Here is a 15679-nt window from a genome sequence, read left to right on the forward strand (position 1 = left end):
GGATGGTCGAGTTCTGGCCAGTACCGGATGTGCTGACCTATCTGGCCGGGAGCTGGCGGGTCGAGCGGTCGGTGCGGGATCTCGCGAGCGGGGAGGAAGGGGAGTTCTCCGGTACGACGGTTTTCGGCCCACTGGACGACGGGGGCCTGCTGCACCACGAGTCCGGCACTTTCGTCTGGCGGGAGGTCCCGCGGCCCGCCGAGCGGACCCTGCGTTTCCTGCCGGGGAGTTCACCGGGGACGGCGGACGTCCGCTTCGCCGACGGCCGCTTCTTCCACGACCTGGACCTGACGTCCGGGCGGTACATCGCCGACCATCCCTGCTCGGCCGACCTCTACCGGGGCGAGTTCACCGTCCGCGACGCGGACCACTGGCGCACCGTGTGGCGCGTGCGCGGCCCGGCCAAGGACCTCGTCCTCGGCACGGACTACGCCCGCGAGGGCTGAGCCGGCGCCCCGTCGAAGCGCAGGTTCCAGCGGCCCGCCCGGCCGGTGACCGTGGTCGTCGACAGGGGGCGTACGTCGATGTTCCAGTAGGTGGCGGGCGGCGCCTTCAGCGCGTACACCAGGGCGGCGCGGATCACCGACGGTTCGGCCACGGCGACGATCCGGCCGCCGTCCTCCACGGGGCGGGTGTCGAGCCAGCCGCCGACCCGGGCGATGAACGCGAGCAGCGACTCGCCGCCGTGCGGCGTGCCCCGCGGGTCGGCGAGCCAGGCGTCCACCGCGTCCGGCTCCCGGGCCATCGCCTCGCCCAGCGTGAGCCCGCGCCAGCGGCCCATGTCACAGTCGCGCAGGGCGAGTTGGACCAGCGGCGCGTAGCCGAGGGCGTCGCCGGTGGCGCGGCTGCGCGGGGTCGGCGAGCAGTAGCGCAGCTCGGCCGCCGCCAGCGGCAGCAGGTCCCGCGCGACGCGCTGCACCTCGTCCCAGCCGGCCTGGTCCAGCGGCCGGTCGTCCTCGAAGCGCTCGGCGAGCAGCGGGGAGCTGCGCGCGGCGGCGACGAACGTGACCCGAAGCGACATGCGGCGATGGTGTGTCGCGAAAGTGCGCTGGTCAAGAGGCGTTGTGCAGGTGTCACCGAGGGTGGACGAAGCCTTACTGCGGGGTCAGGACCAGGCGGACAAGTCGCCGGAAAACGGCTGTTGGACATTCAAGTACGCAACTAGAAGTACAGCGCCATCCATTGGTCCGGCCGCTCCAGCGGCGCGAACCCGAGCTTCTGGTAGACCCCGTGCGCGTCCTGCGTCGCGAGCAGCATCCGCTTCATCCCGTACGGCCCCAGGTGCTCGCGTACGGCCCCGACGAGCGCCGTCCCGATGCCCTTGCCGCGCACCGACGGGTCGACGTACACGTCACACAGCCACGCGAAGGTCGCCCGGTCGGTGATGACCCGCGCATACGCCACCTGATCACCCGAAACCATCTCGTACACCCCGAAGTTCAGCGAACCCTCGATCGCCCGGTCCTGCTTCTCCCGTGCTCTCCCCATCGCCCAGTAGGCGTCGGTGGACAGCCACCGGTGCACGCGTTCGGCGTCGATGCGCCGGGGGTCGGTCGAGATCTCGTAGCCGTCGGCGAGGGGCGGGGTGTCGGTCATGCGGCGAGATTCGCAGGACGGGGCACCTGGCGTCGAGCGGATTTCGCCGGTGGGCGGGCGTTGTCAGTGGTGGAACGGTCGTACGACGTGGGCGAGGACAGCGAAGTGCGGCATGGCCCCGCTCCCCCCACCCCCCGGGCTAGAGCACCTCGTCACACGCCGCCCGCAGCCGCCGCACCCCCTCCACGATCTCCCCGGCCCCGGCCACCGCCGCGAAACTCAACCGCAGGTACCCGGCCGGCGGCTCCGCGCTGAAGTACGGGCGCCCGGGGGTGATCGCGACCCCCGCGCGCAGGGCGGCGGAGGTCAGGGCGGACTCCTCGGTGCCGTCGGGCAGGCGGAGCCAGAGGTGGTAGCCGCCGGACGGGATATGCGGGAGGGCGAGTTCGGGCAGGTGCAGCCGCAGGCCCGCGGTCATGGCGTCGCGGCGGGCCCTGAGTTCGGCGGACAGGGCCCGCAGATGGCGGGGCCAGGAGGGCGAGCCGACGAGTTCCAGGGCCGCCTCCTGGAGCGGGCGGGACACGAAGAAGGTGTCGACGACCTGGATGGCACGCAGCCGTTCCCACACCGGTCCGCGCGCGGTGAGGGCACCGACCCGGAAGCTGGGCGAGGTCGCCTTGGTGAGCGAGGAGACATGGACGACGACGCCGTCGGGGTCGTCGGCGGCCAACGGGCGCGGCAGCGGGCCCGCGTCCTCGTGCACCAGGCGCCGTACGAAGTCGTCCTCGACGACGAAGGCACCGGCCTCGCGCGCGATGCGCAGCACCTCCGGGCGGCGCTCGGGGGCGAGGACCGCGCCGGTCGGGTTCTGGAAGAGCGGCTGGCAGACGAAGACCCGGGCGCCGGTGGCGCGGAAGGCGTCGGCGAGCAGTGCGGGCTTCACTCCGTCCGAGTCCACCGGTACGGGCACCGGGCGCAGTCCGGCCGCGCGGGCGATGGCCAGCATGCCGGGGTAGGTGGGCGATTCGACCAGCACCGGCGCGCCGGGCGGGGCGAGTGCGCGCAGTGCGGTGGTCAGCGCGGACTGGCCGCCCGCCGCGATCAGCACCTCGGCGGCGGTGACGGTGCCGCCGATCTCGCGGGCGAACCACTCGCGCAGCTCGGGCAGTCCGTCCAGTGGCGGCCGACCCCAGGCACCGGGTCGACGGCCGGCCCGGGACAGCGCCGCGGCCATGGCCTTCTCGGGCTGGAGGGAGGGGTGGGGATAGCCGCCGCTGAACTCGATCACCCCGGGCGGCGGCGTGGCGAGACAGACGGTGACGCCGGAGGCGTCCACGGTGCGCGGTACGACGTCGGCGGCGCCGTCGGCGCTGAGGGCGACCTCCTGCCAGGAGGTGTCGCCCGCCACCGCGAGCGGGACGCGCGGCCGGGCGCGGAAGGCGCCGGCGCCGGGCCGGGTCACCACCAACCCCTCGGCGGTGAGCTGCGCGAGGGCGCGCGAGACGGTCACCGGGCTCACCCGGAACCGCTCGACCAGCGACCGGCTCGACGGGAGCTTTCCACCGGGAGAGTAGCGGTCAAGTTCCCTTCGTAGCTGTTCCGCCAGTTCAGCCACGCTGCTACGCTCTTGCATGAGAACACAGAGTAGCGCTATCGCCCCGATCGGGATAGCGGTCAGCGGTCGGCCCGGCAACTCGATCGGCACCCTCCAGGCCGCTCTCGGTGTCGCGGCCTTCTCCCTCACCTTCCCCGCCACCGCCTGGGGCCTGGAGGGCTTCGGACCCTGGTCCCTGGTCGCCGTGCGCAGCGTGCTGGCCGCGCTGATCGCGGGCGGCTGTCTGCTCGCCCTGCGCGTGCCGCTGCCCGCCCGCCGGCACTGGACGGGTCTCGCGGTGGTCGTCGCCGGTGTGGTCTTCGGCTTCCCGCTCCTCACCACGCTCGCCCTCCAGACGTCCACCACCGCCCACGCGGCGGTCGTCGTCGGGCTGCTCCCCCTCACCACCGCCCTGTTCTCGGCCCTGCGCGTCGGCACCCGCCCCTCCCGCACCTTCTGGACGGCGGCGCTCGCGGGCGCGGCCGCGGTGGTCGCCTTCACCGTGCAGCAGAGCGGCGGCGCCCTGACGACGGCCGACCTGTATCTCTTCGGGGCGCTGCTGATCTGCGCGGCCGGCTACACCGAGGGCGGCCGGCTGGCCCGGGTCATGCCGGGCTGGCAGGTGGTCGGCTGGGCGCTGGTGCTGTGCCTGCCGCTGAGCGTGCCGGCCGCCGTGCTGGCGCTGTCGTACGAGCCGGTCCAGCTGACCTGGCACAGCGTCACCGGACTGCTGTGGGTCGCGGCAGGATCGCAGTTCCTCGGCCTGGTCGTCTGGTACCGGGGCATGGCGGCCATCGGCATCCCGAAGGCCAGCCAGTTGCAGTTGGCCCAGCCCCTGCTCACACTGGTGTGGTCGGTGCTGCTGCTGGGCGAGCACCTGACAGTGGCCGCCCCGCTGACGGCCGCGGCGGTACTGGTGTGCATCGCCGTGACCCAGCGGGCGCGTGGCTGAGCGGGCCCTGACGACCCACTTCCTACCTCTTCCTACCTCCGCTCCACGCCGTAGACGCAAGGCCACGGACCGCTACTCCCGCACCTGGTGAGGAGGACCGACAGATGCGTGCAACCGTGGGCGACCAGCTTGTGCAGCACGGCAGGGTGGTCGGGCAACACGACAAGGTCGGCGAGATCGTCGAGGTCATGGGCCAGGAGGGCAACCCTCCGTACCGCGTCCGCTTCGAGGACGGGCACGAAGCTCTGTGCTCCCCCGGCCCGGACACCGAGATCCGTCACAGGAACACGATCAAGTAGCTGGGCGAGCAGTTCAGCGCGGGGGAATCGCCGGCTGCCCGTAGTGGTCGGCGACGACCCGTGCCATGGCCCCGATCCGGTCGGTCACGACGTCCTTCGCGGCGAAGTAGACGTGCCCGCAGACCTCCGGGTGATCCTTGGTCAGCGTGAGATGGCGGGACAGCTCGGCCGGTTCCTGCCAGGCGGCGGGCTGCGCCGGGTCACCGGCCTTGTACAGCGCCTCACCGACGTACAGCTTCGTCCTGCTGCCCCGCGCGACCTCGGACCACCAGGGCACGAGCTTGGCGTAGTCGGCGGCGGCGAAGCCGATGTTCCAGTACAGCTGCGGGCAGATGTAGTCGATCCAGCCCTCGCGGACCCACTTGCGGGTGTCCGCGTAGAGGTCGTCGTAGGTCTGCACACCGCCCCGGGTGTCGGAGCCGAGCGGGTCGGTGCCGGCGTTGCGCCACACGCCGAACGGGCTGATGCCGAACTCCGTGCCGGGCCGGATCTTCCTGATGCCGGCCGCCATCTCCCGGACCAGCTTGTCGATGTTGTCCCGCCGCCAGTCGGCCCGGACCGCGAAGTCGCCGCCGTAGCGGTCGTAGGCCTCGTCGTCGTCGAAGGTCTGGCCGGCCACCGGATAGGGATAGAAGTAGTCGTCGAAGTGGACCGCGTCGATCTCGTACTTCTCCACCGCGTCGAGCATCGCCCGCTGCACGAAGGCGCGGACCTCGGGGAGCCCCGGGTTGTAGTAGAGCTTGCCGCCGTACGTCACCACCCAGTCCTCGTGCACACGGGCGGGGTGCGAATCGGCCAGCTTGCCGAGGTCGGTGTGGTTGGCGATGCGGTACGGGTTGAACCAGGCGTGCAACTGCAGACCGCGGGCGTGGGCCTCCTCGACGGCCGTGCCGAGCGGGTCCCAGCCGGGGTCCTCGCCCTGGGTGCCGGTGAGGACCTGCGACCACGGCTCGTACGGCGAGGGCCACAGGGCGTCGGCCGTGGGCCGTACCTGGAAGATCACGGTGTTCAGACGGGACTTCTCCGCCGCGTCGAGGTGGGCGATCAGCTCGGCGCGCTGCTGGTCCGCGGTCAGCCCCTGCTTGGAGGGCCAGTCCCGGTTCGCCACGGTCGCCACCCACACGCCGCGCATCTCCCGGGCCGCCCGCCGCCGGTTCCGGTCCTTGCCGCCCGCCATGGCGGAGCCGGCGGCCATCGCGCCGCCTGACGCCACCAGCGCCGACAGGGCGGTCACCGTGAACGCCCGTCGTGACATCGGGGACTTCCGGTGCAGCATCTTCCTCGTACCTCCGTGTGCCGTGGTCATTGGCCCACCCCATGACAGATCCATGCGTTCCGGACCGTCCCGGGCGACAGCCTTTCATGAGGCACCCGAACGATCGATCAAGCTTCGCCGAAGGTAACGTGCAGGTTTGGAGCAGGCGCCGAACAACGGCGGACCTGCCGCAGTCGTGGATCAGCGAAGGGGACGATGTGACCGGCATCTCCGGAGATATTGCACGCGTCGGCGTGGTGGGCTGCGGCCAGATGGGAGCGGGCATCGCCGAGGTGTGCGCCCGCGCCGGGCTGGACGTGAAGGTCGCCGAGACCACCGGCGAGGCCCTGGAGATCGGCCGCACCCGGCTGCTCAACTCCGTGGCCAAGGCCGCCGAGCGCGGCAAGATCAGCGAGGAGGAGCGGGACTCGACGCAGGCGCGGCTGTCCTTCACCACGGACCTCGGCGAGTTCGCCGACCGTGACCTGGTGATCGAGGCCGTCGTCGAGAACGAGCAGGTGAAGACCGAGATCTTCCAGGTTCTCGACCAGGTCGTGACCCGCGCGGACGCGATCCTGGCCTCCAACACCTCCTCGATCCCGCTGGTGAAGCTCGCGGTCGCCACCTCGCGCCCCGACCAGGTCATCGGCGTCCATTTCTTCAACCCGGCCCCGGTGCAGAAGCTCGTCGAGCTGATCCCGGCGCTCACCACCTCCGAGGGCACGATCGCCCGCGCCCAGACCTTCGCCGAGAAGCTCCTGGGCAAGCACGCCATCCGCGCCCAGGACCGGTCCGGCTTCGTTGTGAACGCGCTGCTGATCCCGTATCTCCTCTCCGCGATCCGGATGTTCGAGTCGGGCATCGCCAGCCGCGAGGACATCGACAACGGCATGGAGCTCGGCTGCGCCCACCCGATGGGCCCGCTGAAGCTGTCCGATCTGATCGGCCTGGACACCGTCGCCTCCGTGGCGCAGAGCATGTACGACGAGTTCAAGGAGCCGCTGTACGCCGCTCCCCCGCTGCTGCTGCGCATGGTCGACGCCGGCCGCCTTGGCCGCAAGACGGGATCCGGTTTCTACACCTACGGCTGATTACAGACGGTCAGATTCCGGCCAGCCACACGGGCCCGGCACCGAGAAGGTGCCGGGCCCGTGCCATTCACACACCGTGTGCGCTCCGGGCTCGCATATGCCCCTCGCACACTCTCCCCATGCGTCCACCAGGCGAGTTCACTTTCCCTGCGCATGCAAGGGATGTGAGACCACTACGGAAAGGAGCGGACTCGTGACCGTCGATCCCGAGCATCCGGTCGTATCAGGAGAACTCGCAGAGTTACGACGCCGTCTCGACGTCGCCTACGCCCGCGTGGAGGGCGGGCTGGCTCTGCTCACGCACCGCACCGAGGAGACCGCCAAGGAACTCGACGAGCTGAACACCCGGATCAGCACACTGGAACACACGCGCTGGCCGCTGCCCGCGGTCGCCGCCCTCACCGCCGTGGGTGCTCTCGTCGTGGCGATCTGGCAGGCGGTCGGACACTAGAGCCGGGCAGCCGGTCACCGGATCCGGGCGCGGGGGGGGCGTCACTTCAGGGCAGGACGTCCTGACCGAGCCGGAGATGGTGCAACAGCAGTAACGCGGCCGCCATGTTGGCGGCCGGGACCTCCCCACGGGCGACCATGTCGGGGACGAGCTTGAGAGGCACCCATTCCCGGCGGTCCGACTCGAAGTCGTCCACGGGATGCCCCACGTACTCGCCCTCGTCGGCCCAGTAGATGTGGTGCCGGGCGTCGGTGAGCCCGTTGGAGGGCTCCACGCTCATGAGGTGGCGCAACGGCCCCGGCCGCCAGCCGGTCTCCTCCTCGAGCTCCCTGGCGGCCGCGCGGACGATGTCCTCGCCGTCCTCCACGACTCCCGCCGCGAGTTCCCACCCCCAGCTGTCGGTGATGAAACGGTGGCGCCACAGGAGGAGGACTTCGTTGGCCTCGTTGACCACCGTGGCCACGGCGACCGGCCGCAGCCGTATGAGGAAGTGATCCAGGTGCCGGCCGTCGGGCAGCTCCACGTCTGCCAGGTTGACGGTGAACCAGCGGTTTTCATACACAGTTTGTTCGTTCTGTTTCGTCCACTGCACGGTTCTGCCACCTTCCGTCGAGTAAGTGGCAATATCGCAGCAGGGACTATGAAGGTGTCGGTGTTCGCGTACCGGCCTGCACCGACTTGTACCGGCCTAGAGCGGTACGCGCAGTGCTCCGTCGATGAGTTCGGCGGCCTCGGAGGTGCCCGCGCAACCGCTGCGCACCAGGTGTTCGCGCACCGCCCGGAGTCTGTCGCGCAGTCGCTGGGACTCCATCCCCCGCGCCTGCTCGGCCATCTGCACCGCGATGGCCACCGCCTTGTCCGCGTTGCCCTGACGGAGTTCGATCGTGCTGAGCATGGCCAGCCGGTGCACCCGGCCCCGGTCGTGGGCGGGATTGTCGACGGCGGCCGCGGCGTGCTCCCCCGCGGCCACCAGCTCCCCGAGACTGAGCAGCGCCTCCGCCACCTGGACGTTGACCAACCCCGGCTGGACATAGCCGGTCTCGTCGGGTTCGTATCCGCGCCGGATGCGTTCGGCGGCCTGCTCGGCACGACGGATGCAGGACAGGGCGCTCGTGCCGTCGCCGAGGTGGGCGTACGCCTTCGCCTGCATCGCGTACAGGTCGGAGGCGAGGGCCGGGGTGATGTGCTTGCCGGCGGCCCGCAGCGCGGCCTCCGCGAAGGCGACGGCCTGCCGGAACTCCCTCATGAACAGTGCCTGGTTGACCAGCAGCGCGATCACATACGCGCCGAGCCCCCGGTCCCCACTGGCCTTCGCGAGCCGCAGGGCCTGGTGGAAGTAACGCTGCGCGAGGCCGTGCGCGTCGGAGTCGTAGGCGCAGATGCCCGCGATGGCGACCAACCCGCCTGTCGCCCGGTGGAGTTGACGGCCGGTGGCGTCGGTGTAGCTGCCCCGCAGCAACGGAGCGGCCTCGGAGTTGAGGAAGCCGACGATCCGGGTGCGGGTGGCTATGCCGCCCGCCTTCCGGTACATCTGCTCGTAGTGGGTACGGGCGGCGCGCAGCATCTCGAGGTCGGCGGGGGTGACCCGGTGCCGGCCGCCACGTGACACGTCGACGTCCTCGGGCGGGTTCTCCCACTCCCACACGGGCATGACGGCGGGCGTTCCCGTGACCGCCGGTGCGCCCAGGATGTGCGGCCGCTGCTGCTCGTCGGAGCGCCACAGGGCGGTGGCCCGCTCCACGAAGCCGGACAGCGAGGTGGTGTGCACGACCGACTGCTCGCCGGGCACACCGAGACCGATGTCGTCGAGCGTGACGGTACGGTGCAGTCGGCCGGCGAGCACCTCGCAGATCAGGTCGGGCACCTGGCCACGGGGCCGCTGCCCCTTCAACCACCGTGCGACGGCGGTGTGTTCGTACCTCAGCGCGAGCCCGCGCGCCCGCCCCGCCTGGTTCACGTGCGCGGCCAGCCCCGCGTGCGAGATCCCCGCCTCGTCCAGGATCGCGTCGAGCAGAGTATTGGGCTGCATAATGCCCCCCGGGTGGCTCGGTGCCGTCAGAGTAGTGCGAACCGCTTCACACGGGGTGTGAACGGAGTGCCCGAATCCGTAGCGTGCGCGCGCTGTTGCGGAGAGTTTCTGACCGGTTGACTGAAATGCCTCGCAAGAGGCCGGCCGGGCCGCCGGCTCCCCCTCGTACAGTGCGGCGGCCCGCATCCGCGCCGTCCGCCCAGCTACCTGCCCGACACTCCGTGGCTGGGCGGATGGCGACCCCGGCGCCGCGCCGGCTACGCCGGGCGACCAAGGGCCGCTGCTACAGGTGGTTGGTCGGCTGCGGGTTCGTCGTGGTTGGTCGCGCAGTTCCCCGCGCCCCTGCCGGGGCGCTGCACTGGACCTGGGTTCTGTCGTTCCGTAGGACCAGGAGCGCTATGTCGTCCGCCTGCCTTCCCCTTGTGTGGCGGAGGACGGCCGTGAAGAGGGTGCGCAAAATCGTCTGGGGAGTGATCGGTTGGTGCCGTACGGCGCCGATGAGGGCCGCCTGGAGCGAAAAGAACCGGCCTCTGTCGTCCCTCGCGTCCTCGACACCGTCCGTGTACAGGACCAGGGAGTCGCCGGGCTCCAAGGTGCCGCACCGCAACGCGGGCAGTTCGGTGGGGAGCGGGAAGAGCCCCAGGGGCGCGAGGGGGTCGGCGCGGGCGAGGGGCTCGACGGTCGTGCCGCTCAGCAGATACGGCCAGGGGTGACCGCAGTTGAGGGTGGTGATCTCGCCGTCCCTGCCGATCTCCAGGAGCAGGACGGTGACGAAGTCCTCGGAGACCGGGTCGTCGCGCACGCGTTCGCGCAGATGCCGGGCCAGCGCGCGTTCCAGTCTGCCCAGCACGCGCCCCAGGTCGGGTTCGTCGTGGACGGCCTCGCGGAAGCTGCCGAGGACCGCGGCGACCGTGCCGATGGCGGCGATGCCATGGCCGCGTACGTCGCCCATCACCGCCCGTACGCCGTGCTCGGTGGCGATGACCTCGTACAGGTCACCGCCCACACAGGCGCTGCGATCCGCGGAGAGCTGGGCCGCGGCGACGTTCAGCCCGTCGATGCGCGCGGGCAGCGGCCGCAGCAGCGCACTCTGCGCGGCACCGGCGACCTTGCGCACCTGCCGAAGCTCACGCAACAGTGCCTGCCGGACGTGCATGATCAGCCCCGTGCCCACGGCGAAGAACACGGCACTGGTGACGACCCGGGCGCCGAGGCTGTCCTCCCGGGCGAGCGGACAGGCCAGCTTGTACGTGATCGCCATCGCGCCCCAGGCGGTGGGCAGCCCCCACGCGAGCGCCTTGCGGGGAACCCGACCCTTGATGCGGAACATGCCGATGGCCCCCCAATAGGCCCTGACAACGCAGAACGGACCGGCCCCGAAAGGCCGGTCCGATTCTGTCGGGGGATGCCCCGGAAGTACCGGATCACCCAGAGAAGTCACCCTATTGAGTGAGGTGACCAGACTGACCCGCAGCCGCCGAGCACCCGCGGTCCCCCACCCCTTGGGCGCACTAGCCCCTCAGAACAGCACCCGTACGCTCCCCGGCAAGGGCGACCGCCGCATCCCTGGCAGCCGAAGCCTCATCCACGGTCAACGTCCGGTCCCCCGCACGGAAGCGCAACGCGTACGCGAGCGACTTCTTCCCGTCACCGAGCTGCTCGTCGTTGACGTACACGTCGAACAGCCGGATCGCCTCAAGAAGTTCACCCGCGCCCGCACGCAGCGCGGCCTCGACCTCCGCGGCCGGCACCGGCTTGTCGACCACGAGGGCGACATCCTGCGTGGCCACCGGGAACGTGGAGATGCTCGGCGCCTGCGGCACACCGTCGCCGGCCTGCTCCAGGGCATCCAGGTCCAGCTCCATGGCACCGGTGCGGGCGGGCAGCCCCAGCGCCTTGAGCACCCGCGGGTGCAGCTCACCGGCGTGACCGATGACCCGCTCCCCGCCGTCGGCGGTGATCGCCAGCTCGGCGCACCGACCGGGGTGCCACGGCCCGTACTGCCCGGTCCGCACGATCAGCTCGGCACCGGCTTCCCGCGCGACGACACGCGCCGCCTCGACCGCGTCGGCCCAGTCGGCCGGACGGCCCTTGCCCCACCAGCCGGCCTGCTCACGCGCACCGGCGAGCACGACGGCGACGTGGCGCGGCTGCTCGGGCAGCACGGCGTTCAGCGCGGCGATCTCCTCGTCGGTCGGGCGGCGGTCGACCGGCAGATGCCCGGCGACGCGCTGCTCCTCCCGCGGCTGGAAGACCAGGCCCGTCTCGAACAGCGCCAGGTCGTGCGAGCCCCGCCCGTCGTTGCGGCGCAGCGCACCGAGCAGACCGGGCAGCAGCGACGTACGGAGCGCGGGCTCCTCGTCGTTGAGCGGATTGACCAGCTTCACGACGCGGCGGGCCGGGTCGTCGGCCGCCAGGCCGAGCTGGTCGAAGACCTGCTCGCTGACGAAGGGGTAGTTCGGCGCCTCGACGTAGCCCTCGCCGGCCAGCGCGCGGCCGACCCGGCGGTGCAGTCGCTGGCGGTGGGTCAGACCACGGCCGGACGGCGGCTTGGGCAGCGTGGAGGGCAGGTTCTCGTAGCCCTCCAGGCGGATGACCTCTTCGGCCAGGTCGTTCGGCTCGAGGAGGTCGGGGCGCCAGGACGGCACGGTGACGATCAGCTCGTCCTGCCCGTACACGTCGCAGCCGATCTCCTGGAGTCGCCGTACGACGGTCTCGCGGCCGTACCCGACGCCCGCGACCTTGTCCGGGTGGTCGGCCGGGACGGTGATGGTGTGCGGCGCGGACGGCGCGATGACCTCGGTGACACCGGCCTCGGCGGTGCCGCCCGCGAGCAGCACCAGCAGGTCGACCGTGCGCTGGGCGGCCGCGGCGGCGGCCGCCGGGTCGACGCCGCGCTCGAAGCGGCGGGACGCCTCGGAGGACAGTTTGTGGCGGCGGGCCGTGCGCGCGATGGCGACCTGGTCGAAGTGGGCGGCCTCGATGACGACCTCGGTGGACGCGTTCTCCACGTCCTCGTGGTCGGCGATCTCCGTGTTGGCGCCGCCCATGACGCCCGCGAGGCCGATCGGGCCGCGCTCGTCGGTGATGACCAGGTCCTCGGCGTGCAGCTTGCGCTCGACACCGTCGAGGGTGACGAGCTTCTCGCCCTCCTCGGCCCGGCGCACACCGATGGTGCCCTGGACGAGGTTGCGGTCGTAGGCGTGCAGCGGCTGGCCGAGTTCCATCATCACGTAGTTGGTGACGTCGACGGCGAGCGAGATCGGGCGCATGCCGACTTTCTGCAGGCGGCGCCGGAGCCAGATCGGCGAGCGGGCCTCGGGGCTGAGGCCGGTCACCGTGCGGGCGGTGAAGCGGTCGCAGCCGAGCGGGTCCGAGACCTGCACCGGGTAGCCGAAGGCGTTCGGGCCGGGCACGTCGAGCAGCGCGGGGTCGCGCAGCGGGCGGCCGTAGGCGATGGCGGTCTCGCGGGCGACGCCGCGGATGGACAGGCAGTCGCCGCGGTTGGCGGTGACGGCGATGTCCAGGACCTCGTCGACGAGCTCCAGGAGCTCGATGGCGTCCTTGCCGACCTCGGTCTCCGGGGGCAGCACGATGATGCCCTTGGTGCCGTCGTCGCCCATGCCCAGCTCGTCGCTGGAGCAGATCATGCCGTGGGACGTCTTGCCGTACGTCTTGCGGGCGGAGATGGCGAAGCCACCCGGCAGAACAGCGCCCGGGAGCACGACCACGACCTTGTCGCCGACCGCGAAGTTGCGGGCGCCGCAGACGATCTCCTGGGGCTCGCCGGTGCCGTTGGCCTGGCCGACGTCGACGGTGCAGAAGCGGATCGGCTTCTTGAACTCCGTCAGCTCCTCGATGGTCAGCACCTGGCCGACGACGAGCGGGCCCTTGAGGCCGTCGCCGAGCTGCTCGACCGTCTCGACCTCGAGACCGGCCGAAATGAGCTTGGCCTGGACGTCACGGCCGGTTTCGGTCGCCGGCAGGTCGACGTACTCCCGCAGCCAAGAAAGCGGGACCCGCATCAGATCTCCATCCCGAACGGCCGGGTGAACCGGACGTCACCCTCGACCATGTCTCGCATGTCTTCGACGTTGTGGCGGAACATCAGCATCCGCTCGATGCCGAACCCGAAGGCGAAGCCGCTGTACTTCTCCGGGTCGACGCCGCAGGCGGTGAGCACCCGCGGGTTGACCATGCCGCAGCCGCCGAGCTCGATCCAGCCTTCGGAGGAGCAGGTACGGCAGGGCCGGTCGGGGTTGCCGACGGACTCGCCGCGGCAGACGTAGCACACCATGTCCATCTCGGCGGACGGCTCGGTGAACGGGAAGAAGTTCGGGCGCAGCCGGGTCTTCATGCCCTCGCCGAACAGGGACTGGACCATGTGGTCGAGGGTGCCCTTGAGGTCGGCCATGGTCAGGCCCTCGTCCACGGCGATCAGCTCGACCTGGTGGAAGACCGGGGTGTGCGTGGCGTCCAGCTCGTCGGTGCGGTACACCCGGCCGGGACAGATCGTGTAGACCGGCAGCTCACGGTCGAGCAGGGAGCGGACCTGGACGGGCGAGGTGTGGGTGCGCAGCACTACACCGGACTCGGTGCCGCCGTCCGGGCCCTGCACGAAGAACGTGTCGGCCTCGCCGCGGGCCGGGTGGTCCGGCCCGATGTTCAGCGCGTCGAAGTTGAACCACTCGGCCTCGACCTGCGGGCCCTCGGCGACCTCGTAGCCCATGGCCACGAAGATGTCCTCGATGCGCTCGGACAGGGTGGTGAGCGGGTGGCGGGCGCCGGACGGCATGCGGTCGTACGGCAGCGTGACGTCCACCGCCTCCTCGACCAGCACCCGCTGGTCACGCTCGGCCTCCAGCTCGGCCTGGCGGGCGGCGAGGCCCTTGTTCACGGCCCCGCGGGCCTGGCCGACCAGCTTGCCGGCGGCGGCCTTGGCGTGCGGGGGCAGGGCGCCGATCTCCCGGTTGGCGAGCGCCAGCGGGGACGTGCCGCCGGTGTGGGCGACCTTGGCCTCCTGGAGCGCGTCGAGGGAGTCCGCGGCGGCGAAGGCGGCGAGCGCCTCGTCCCGCATGCGCTCGATCTCTTCCGGTTTCAACGCCTCGACCTCGACAGGGTCGTACGACTTATTCGGTGCCGACATCTCTTCCCGTGCTTCCGATTGGCTGGCGGATGGTCCCCGTACCGACTCGTGGACAGATCGTCACGGTTTTTGGGACACAAAGGTGCCAAAGGCCGAGTCTAACGGGGTTGAGGTATGCGAATGCGCCCGTGGGGCTCGGTCCGGGTCTCAGGTGAGATACGCCGGTGCCGCCACGGGCAACGTAAATCGGAACTGTGCGCCGCCACCGGGGGCGCGGCCGACCTCGATGGCGCCGCCGTGCGCCTCGACGATGCCCTTGACGATGTAGAGCCCGAGGCCCGTGCCGCCGCGCTTGCTGCCCCGCCAGAAGCGGGTGAAGACGCGGTTCATGGACTCCTCCGGGATGCCGGGCCCCTCGTCGCTCACGGTGATCGACGTGCCGGCGTCCTCCCCTTCGCGCGGGGACGCCGTGGCCGTGATGTCAATGGTGACCGTTCCGTCGCCGTGCCGCACGGCATTTTCCATGAGGTTGCTGAGTACCTGGTCGATCTTGTCGGGGTCGGCCCACAGGTCGGGCAGCGGCTGCTCGACGCGCAGCAGGAACCGGTCGGCGGGCTGGCCGGCGGCGACGTAGGCCTGGATGTGCCGCCCCACGGCCGCGCCGATGTCGACGGGCTGGCGCCGCACCTCGAGGCGCCCGCTGTCGATCCGCGAGATGTCGAGCAGCTCGGCGATGAGCCGGGTGACCCGGTCGGCGTCGGCGTCGACGGTCTCCAGCATCAGCCGCTTCTGGTCGTCGGTGAAGCGTGCCCACTTGGCGAGGAGCGTGGCGGTGAAGCCCTTGACGGAGGTGAGCGGAGAGCGCAGCTCGTGCGCGACGGTGGCGATCAGCTCGGCGTGGCTGCGCTCGGTGCGGCGGCGGGCCTCGGTGTCGCGGAGCGAGACGACGACGCGGCGGACCGGCCCGGTGGGCTCGGCACGGACGTACCGCACGGAGACCAGCACCTCACGCCCGCCGGGGAGGAGGAGATTGCGCTCAGGCTGCCTGCGCCGGATGGCGAGCCCGCCGTACGGGTCGGTCAGCTGCCACCAGCGCCGCCCCTCGATGTCCTCTAACGGCAGGGCCTTCTCCAGCCGCTGCCCGAGGGCGTCGGCGGCGCGGACGGCGGTGATGCGCTCGGCGGCGGCGTTGAAGCAGACGACGTGCCCCTGCTCGTCGGCGACGACGAGGCCGTCGGGCAGGTCGTCGGGATCGATTCCGAGCTCGGCGAGATCACCGGGGCGGGACGCGGACGGCCGCCGCACCTCCCGCGCCCCCGGTGCGCTGCTCGTGCCGACACTCATCCCCGTACCCCACCTCTCACGACGGCTGAGGGGCCCCGAGCT

The 15679-nt window shown here is 71.3% G+C and carries 15 protein-coding genes; 5 read left to right on the forward strand and 10 right to left on the reverse strand.

Annotation, left to right across the window (positions count from 1 at the left end):
• Nucleotides 1–2 precede the first annotated feature (2 nt).
• The gene (locus ABIE67_RS10020; protein ID WP_370255941.1) at nt 3–446 is read left to right on the forward strand and encodes a DUF6314 family protein; all 444 of its coding nucleotides are present in this window, start codon (nt 3–5) and stop codon (nt 444–446) included.
• On the opposite strand, the gene ABIE67_RS10025 is transcribed toward ABIE67_RS10020, so the two are convergent.
• The 3 genes from ABIE67_RS10025 to ABIE67_RS10035 all read right to left on the reverse strand — a co-directional run bounded on the left by ABIE67_RS10025 (nt 428) and on the right by ABIE67_RS10035 (nt 3169).
• Nucleotides 428–1021 carry a histidine phosphatase family protein gene (locus ABIE67_RS10025; protein WP_370255942.1) on the reverse strand — a complete coding sequence of 198 codons (594 nt, stop codon included), beginning with the start codon at nt 1019–1021 and terminating at the stop codon, nt 428–430. The genes ABIE67_RS10020 and ABIE67_RS10025 overlap by 19 nt on opposite strands.
• A 140-nt stretch (nt 1022–1161) precedes the next feature.
• Nucleotides 1162–1596 carry a GNAT family N-acetyltransferase gene (locus tag ABIE67_RS10030; protein ID WP_370255943.1) on the reverse strand — a complete coding sequence of 145 codons (435 nt, stop codon included), beginning with the start codon at nt 1594–1596 and terminating at the stop codon, nt 1162–1164.
• A gap of 139 nt (nt 1597–1735) precedes the next feature.
• On the reverse strand, nt 1736–3169 hold the full coding sequence (locus tag ABIE67_RS10035) for a PLP-dependent aminotransferase family protein (RefSeq protein WP_370255944.1): 1434 nt from the start codon (nt 3167–3169) through the stop codon (nt 1736–1738).
• Between ABIE67_RS10035 and ABIE67_RS10040 the strand changes: the two genes are divergently transcribed.
• Both ABIE67_RS10040 and ABIE67_RS10045 read left to right on the forward strand, forming a co-directional pair.
• The gene (locus ABIE67_RS10040) at nt 3168–4082 is read left to right on the forward strand and encodes a DMT family transporter (RefSeq protein ID WP_370255945.1); all 915 of its coding nucleotides are present in this window, start codon (nt 3168–3170) and stop codon (nt 4080–4082) included. The genes ABIE67_RS10035 and ABIE67_RS10040 overlap by 2 nt on opposite strands.
• 104 nt (nt 4083–4186) lie before the next feature.
• Complete coding sequence (locus ABIE67_RS10045; RefSeq protein WP_370255946.1) at nt 4187–4381, forward strand: DUF1918 domain-containing protein; 195 nt, start codon at nt 4187–4189, stop codon at nt 4379–4381.
• A 13-nt stretch (nt 4382–4394) separates the two neighbouring features.
• Here the strand turns inward: ABIE67_RS10045 and ABIE67_RS10050 are convergent, their stop codons facing one another.
• Nucleotides 4395–5636 carry a glycoside hydrolase family 10 protein gene (locus ABIE67_RS10050; protein WP_370268410.1) on the reverse strand — a complete coding sequence of 414 codons (1242 nt, stop codon included), beginning with the start codon at nt 5634–5636 and terminating at the stop codon, nt 4395–4397.
• Nucleotides 5637–5854: 218 nt separating this feature from the next.
• On the opposite strand from ABIE67_RS10050, the gene ABIE67_RS10055 reads away from it, so the two are divergent.
• Together ABIE67_RS10055 and ABIE67_RS10060 are read left to right on the forward strand one after the other, a co-directional pair.
• Nucleotides 5855–6727 (forward strand): 3-hydroxybutyryl-CoA dehydrogenase, encoded by an 873-nt coding sequence (locus ABIE67_RS10055; protein ID WP_370255947.1) that lies wholly within the window; start codon nt 5855–5857, stop codon nt 6725–6727.
• A 193-nt stretch (nt 6728–6920) separates the two neighbouring features.
• Complete coding sequence (locus tag ABIE67_RS10060) at nt 6921–7178, forward strand: hypothetical protein (RefSeq protein WP_370255948.1); 258 nt, start codon at nt 6921–6923, stop codon at nt 7176–7178.
• Between the two features lie 46 nt (nt 7179–7224).
• On the opposite strand, the gene ABIE67_RS10065 is transcribed toward ABIE67_RS10060, so the two are convergent.
• The 6 genes from ABIE67_RS10065 to ABIE67_RS10090 all read right to left on the reverse strand — a co-directional run bounded on the left by ABIE67_RS10065 (nt 7225) and on the right by ABIE67_RS10090 (nt 15637).
• Nucleotides 7225–7770 carry an NUDIX hydrolase gene (locus ABIE67_RS10065; protein ID WP_370255949.1) on the reverse strand — a complete coding sequence of 182 codons (546 nt, stop codon included), beginning with the start codon at nt 7768–7770 and terminating at the stop codon, nt 7225–7227.
• Between the two features lie 96 nt (nt 7771–7866).
• On the reverse strand, nt 7867–9207 hold the full coding sequence (locus tag ABIE67_RS10070) for a transcriptional regulator (RefSeq protein ID WP_370255950.1): 1341 nt from the start codon (nt 9205–9207) through the stop codon (nt 7867–7869).
• Nucleotides 9208–9490: 283 nt separating this feature from the next.
• Entirely contained in the window at nt 9491–10537 is a 1047-nt protein-coding gene (locus ABIE67_RS10075) for a PP2C family protein-serine/threonine phosphatase (protein ID WP_370255951.1), read from the reverse strand.
• A gap of 181 nt (nt 10538–10718) precedes the next feature.
• A complete protein-coding gene (gene pheT, locus ABIE67_RS10080) occupies nt 10719–13232 on the reverse strand; it encodes a phenylalanine--tRNA ligase subunit beta (RefSeq protein WP_370255954.1) in 2514 nt (837 codons plus the stop codon).
• A complete protein-coding gene (gene pheS, locus ABIE67_RS10085) occupies nt 13232–14353 on the reverse strand; it encodes a phenylalanine--tRNA ligase subunit alpha (protein WP_370255955.1) in 1122 nt (373 codons plus the stop codon). The genes pheT and pheS overlap by 1 nt, the downstream gene beginning before the upstream one ends.
• 147 nt (nt 14354–14500) lie before the next feature.
• Nucleotides 14501–15637 (reverse strand): ATP-binding protein, encoded by a 1137-nt coding sequence (locus tag ABIE67_RS10090; protein ID WP_370255956.1) that lies wholly within the window; start codon nt 15635–15637, stop codon nt 14501–14503.
• Nucleotides 15638–15679 lie beyond the last annotated feature (42 nt).

The sequence above is a fragment of the Streptomyces sp. V4I8 genome, assembly GCF_041261225.1.
In the GTDB taxonomy this organism is placed as follows: Bacteria; Actinomycetota; Actinomycetes; order Streptomycetales; family Streptomycetaceae; genus Streptomyces.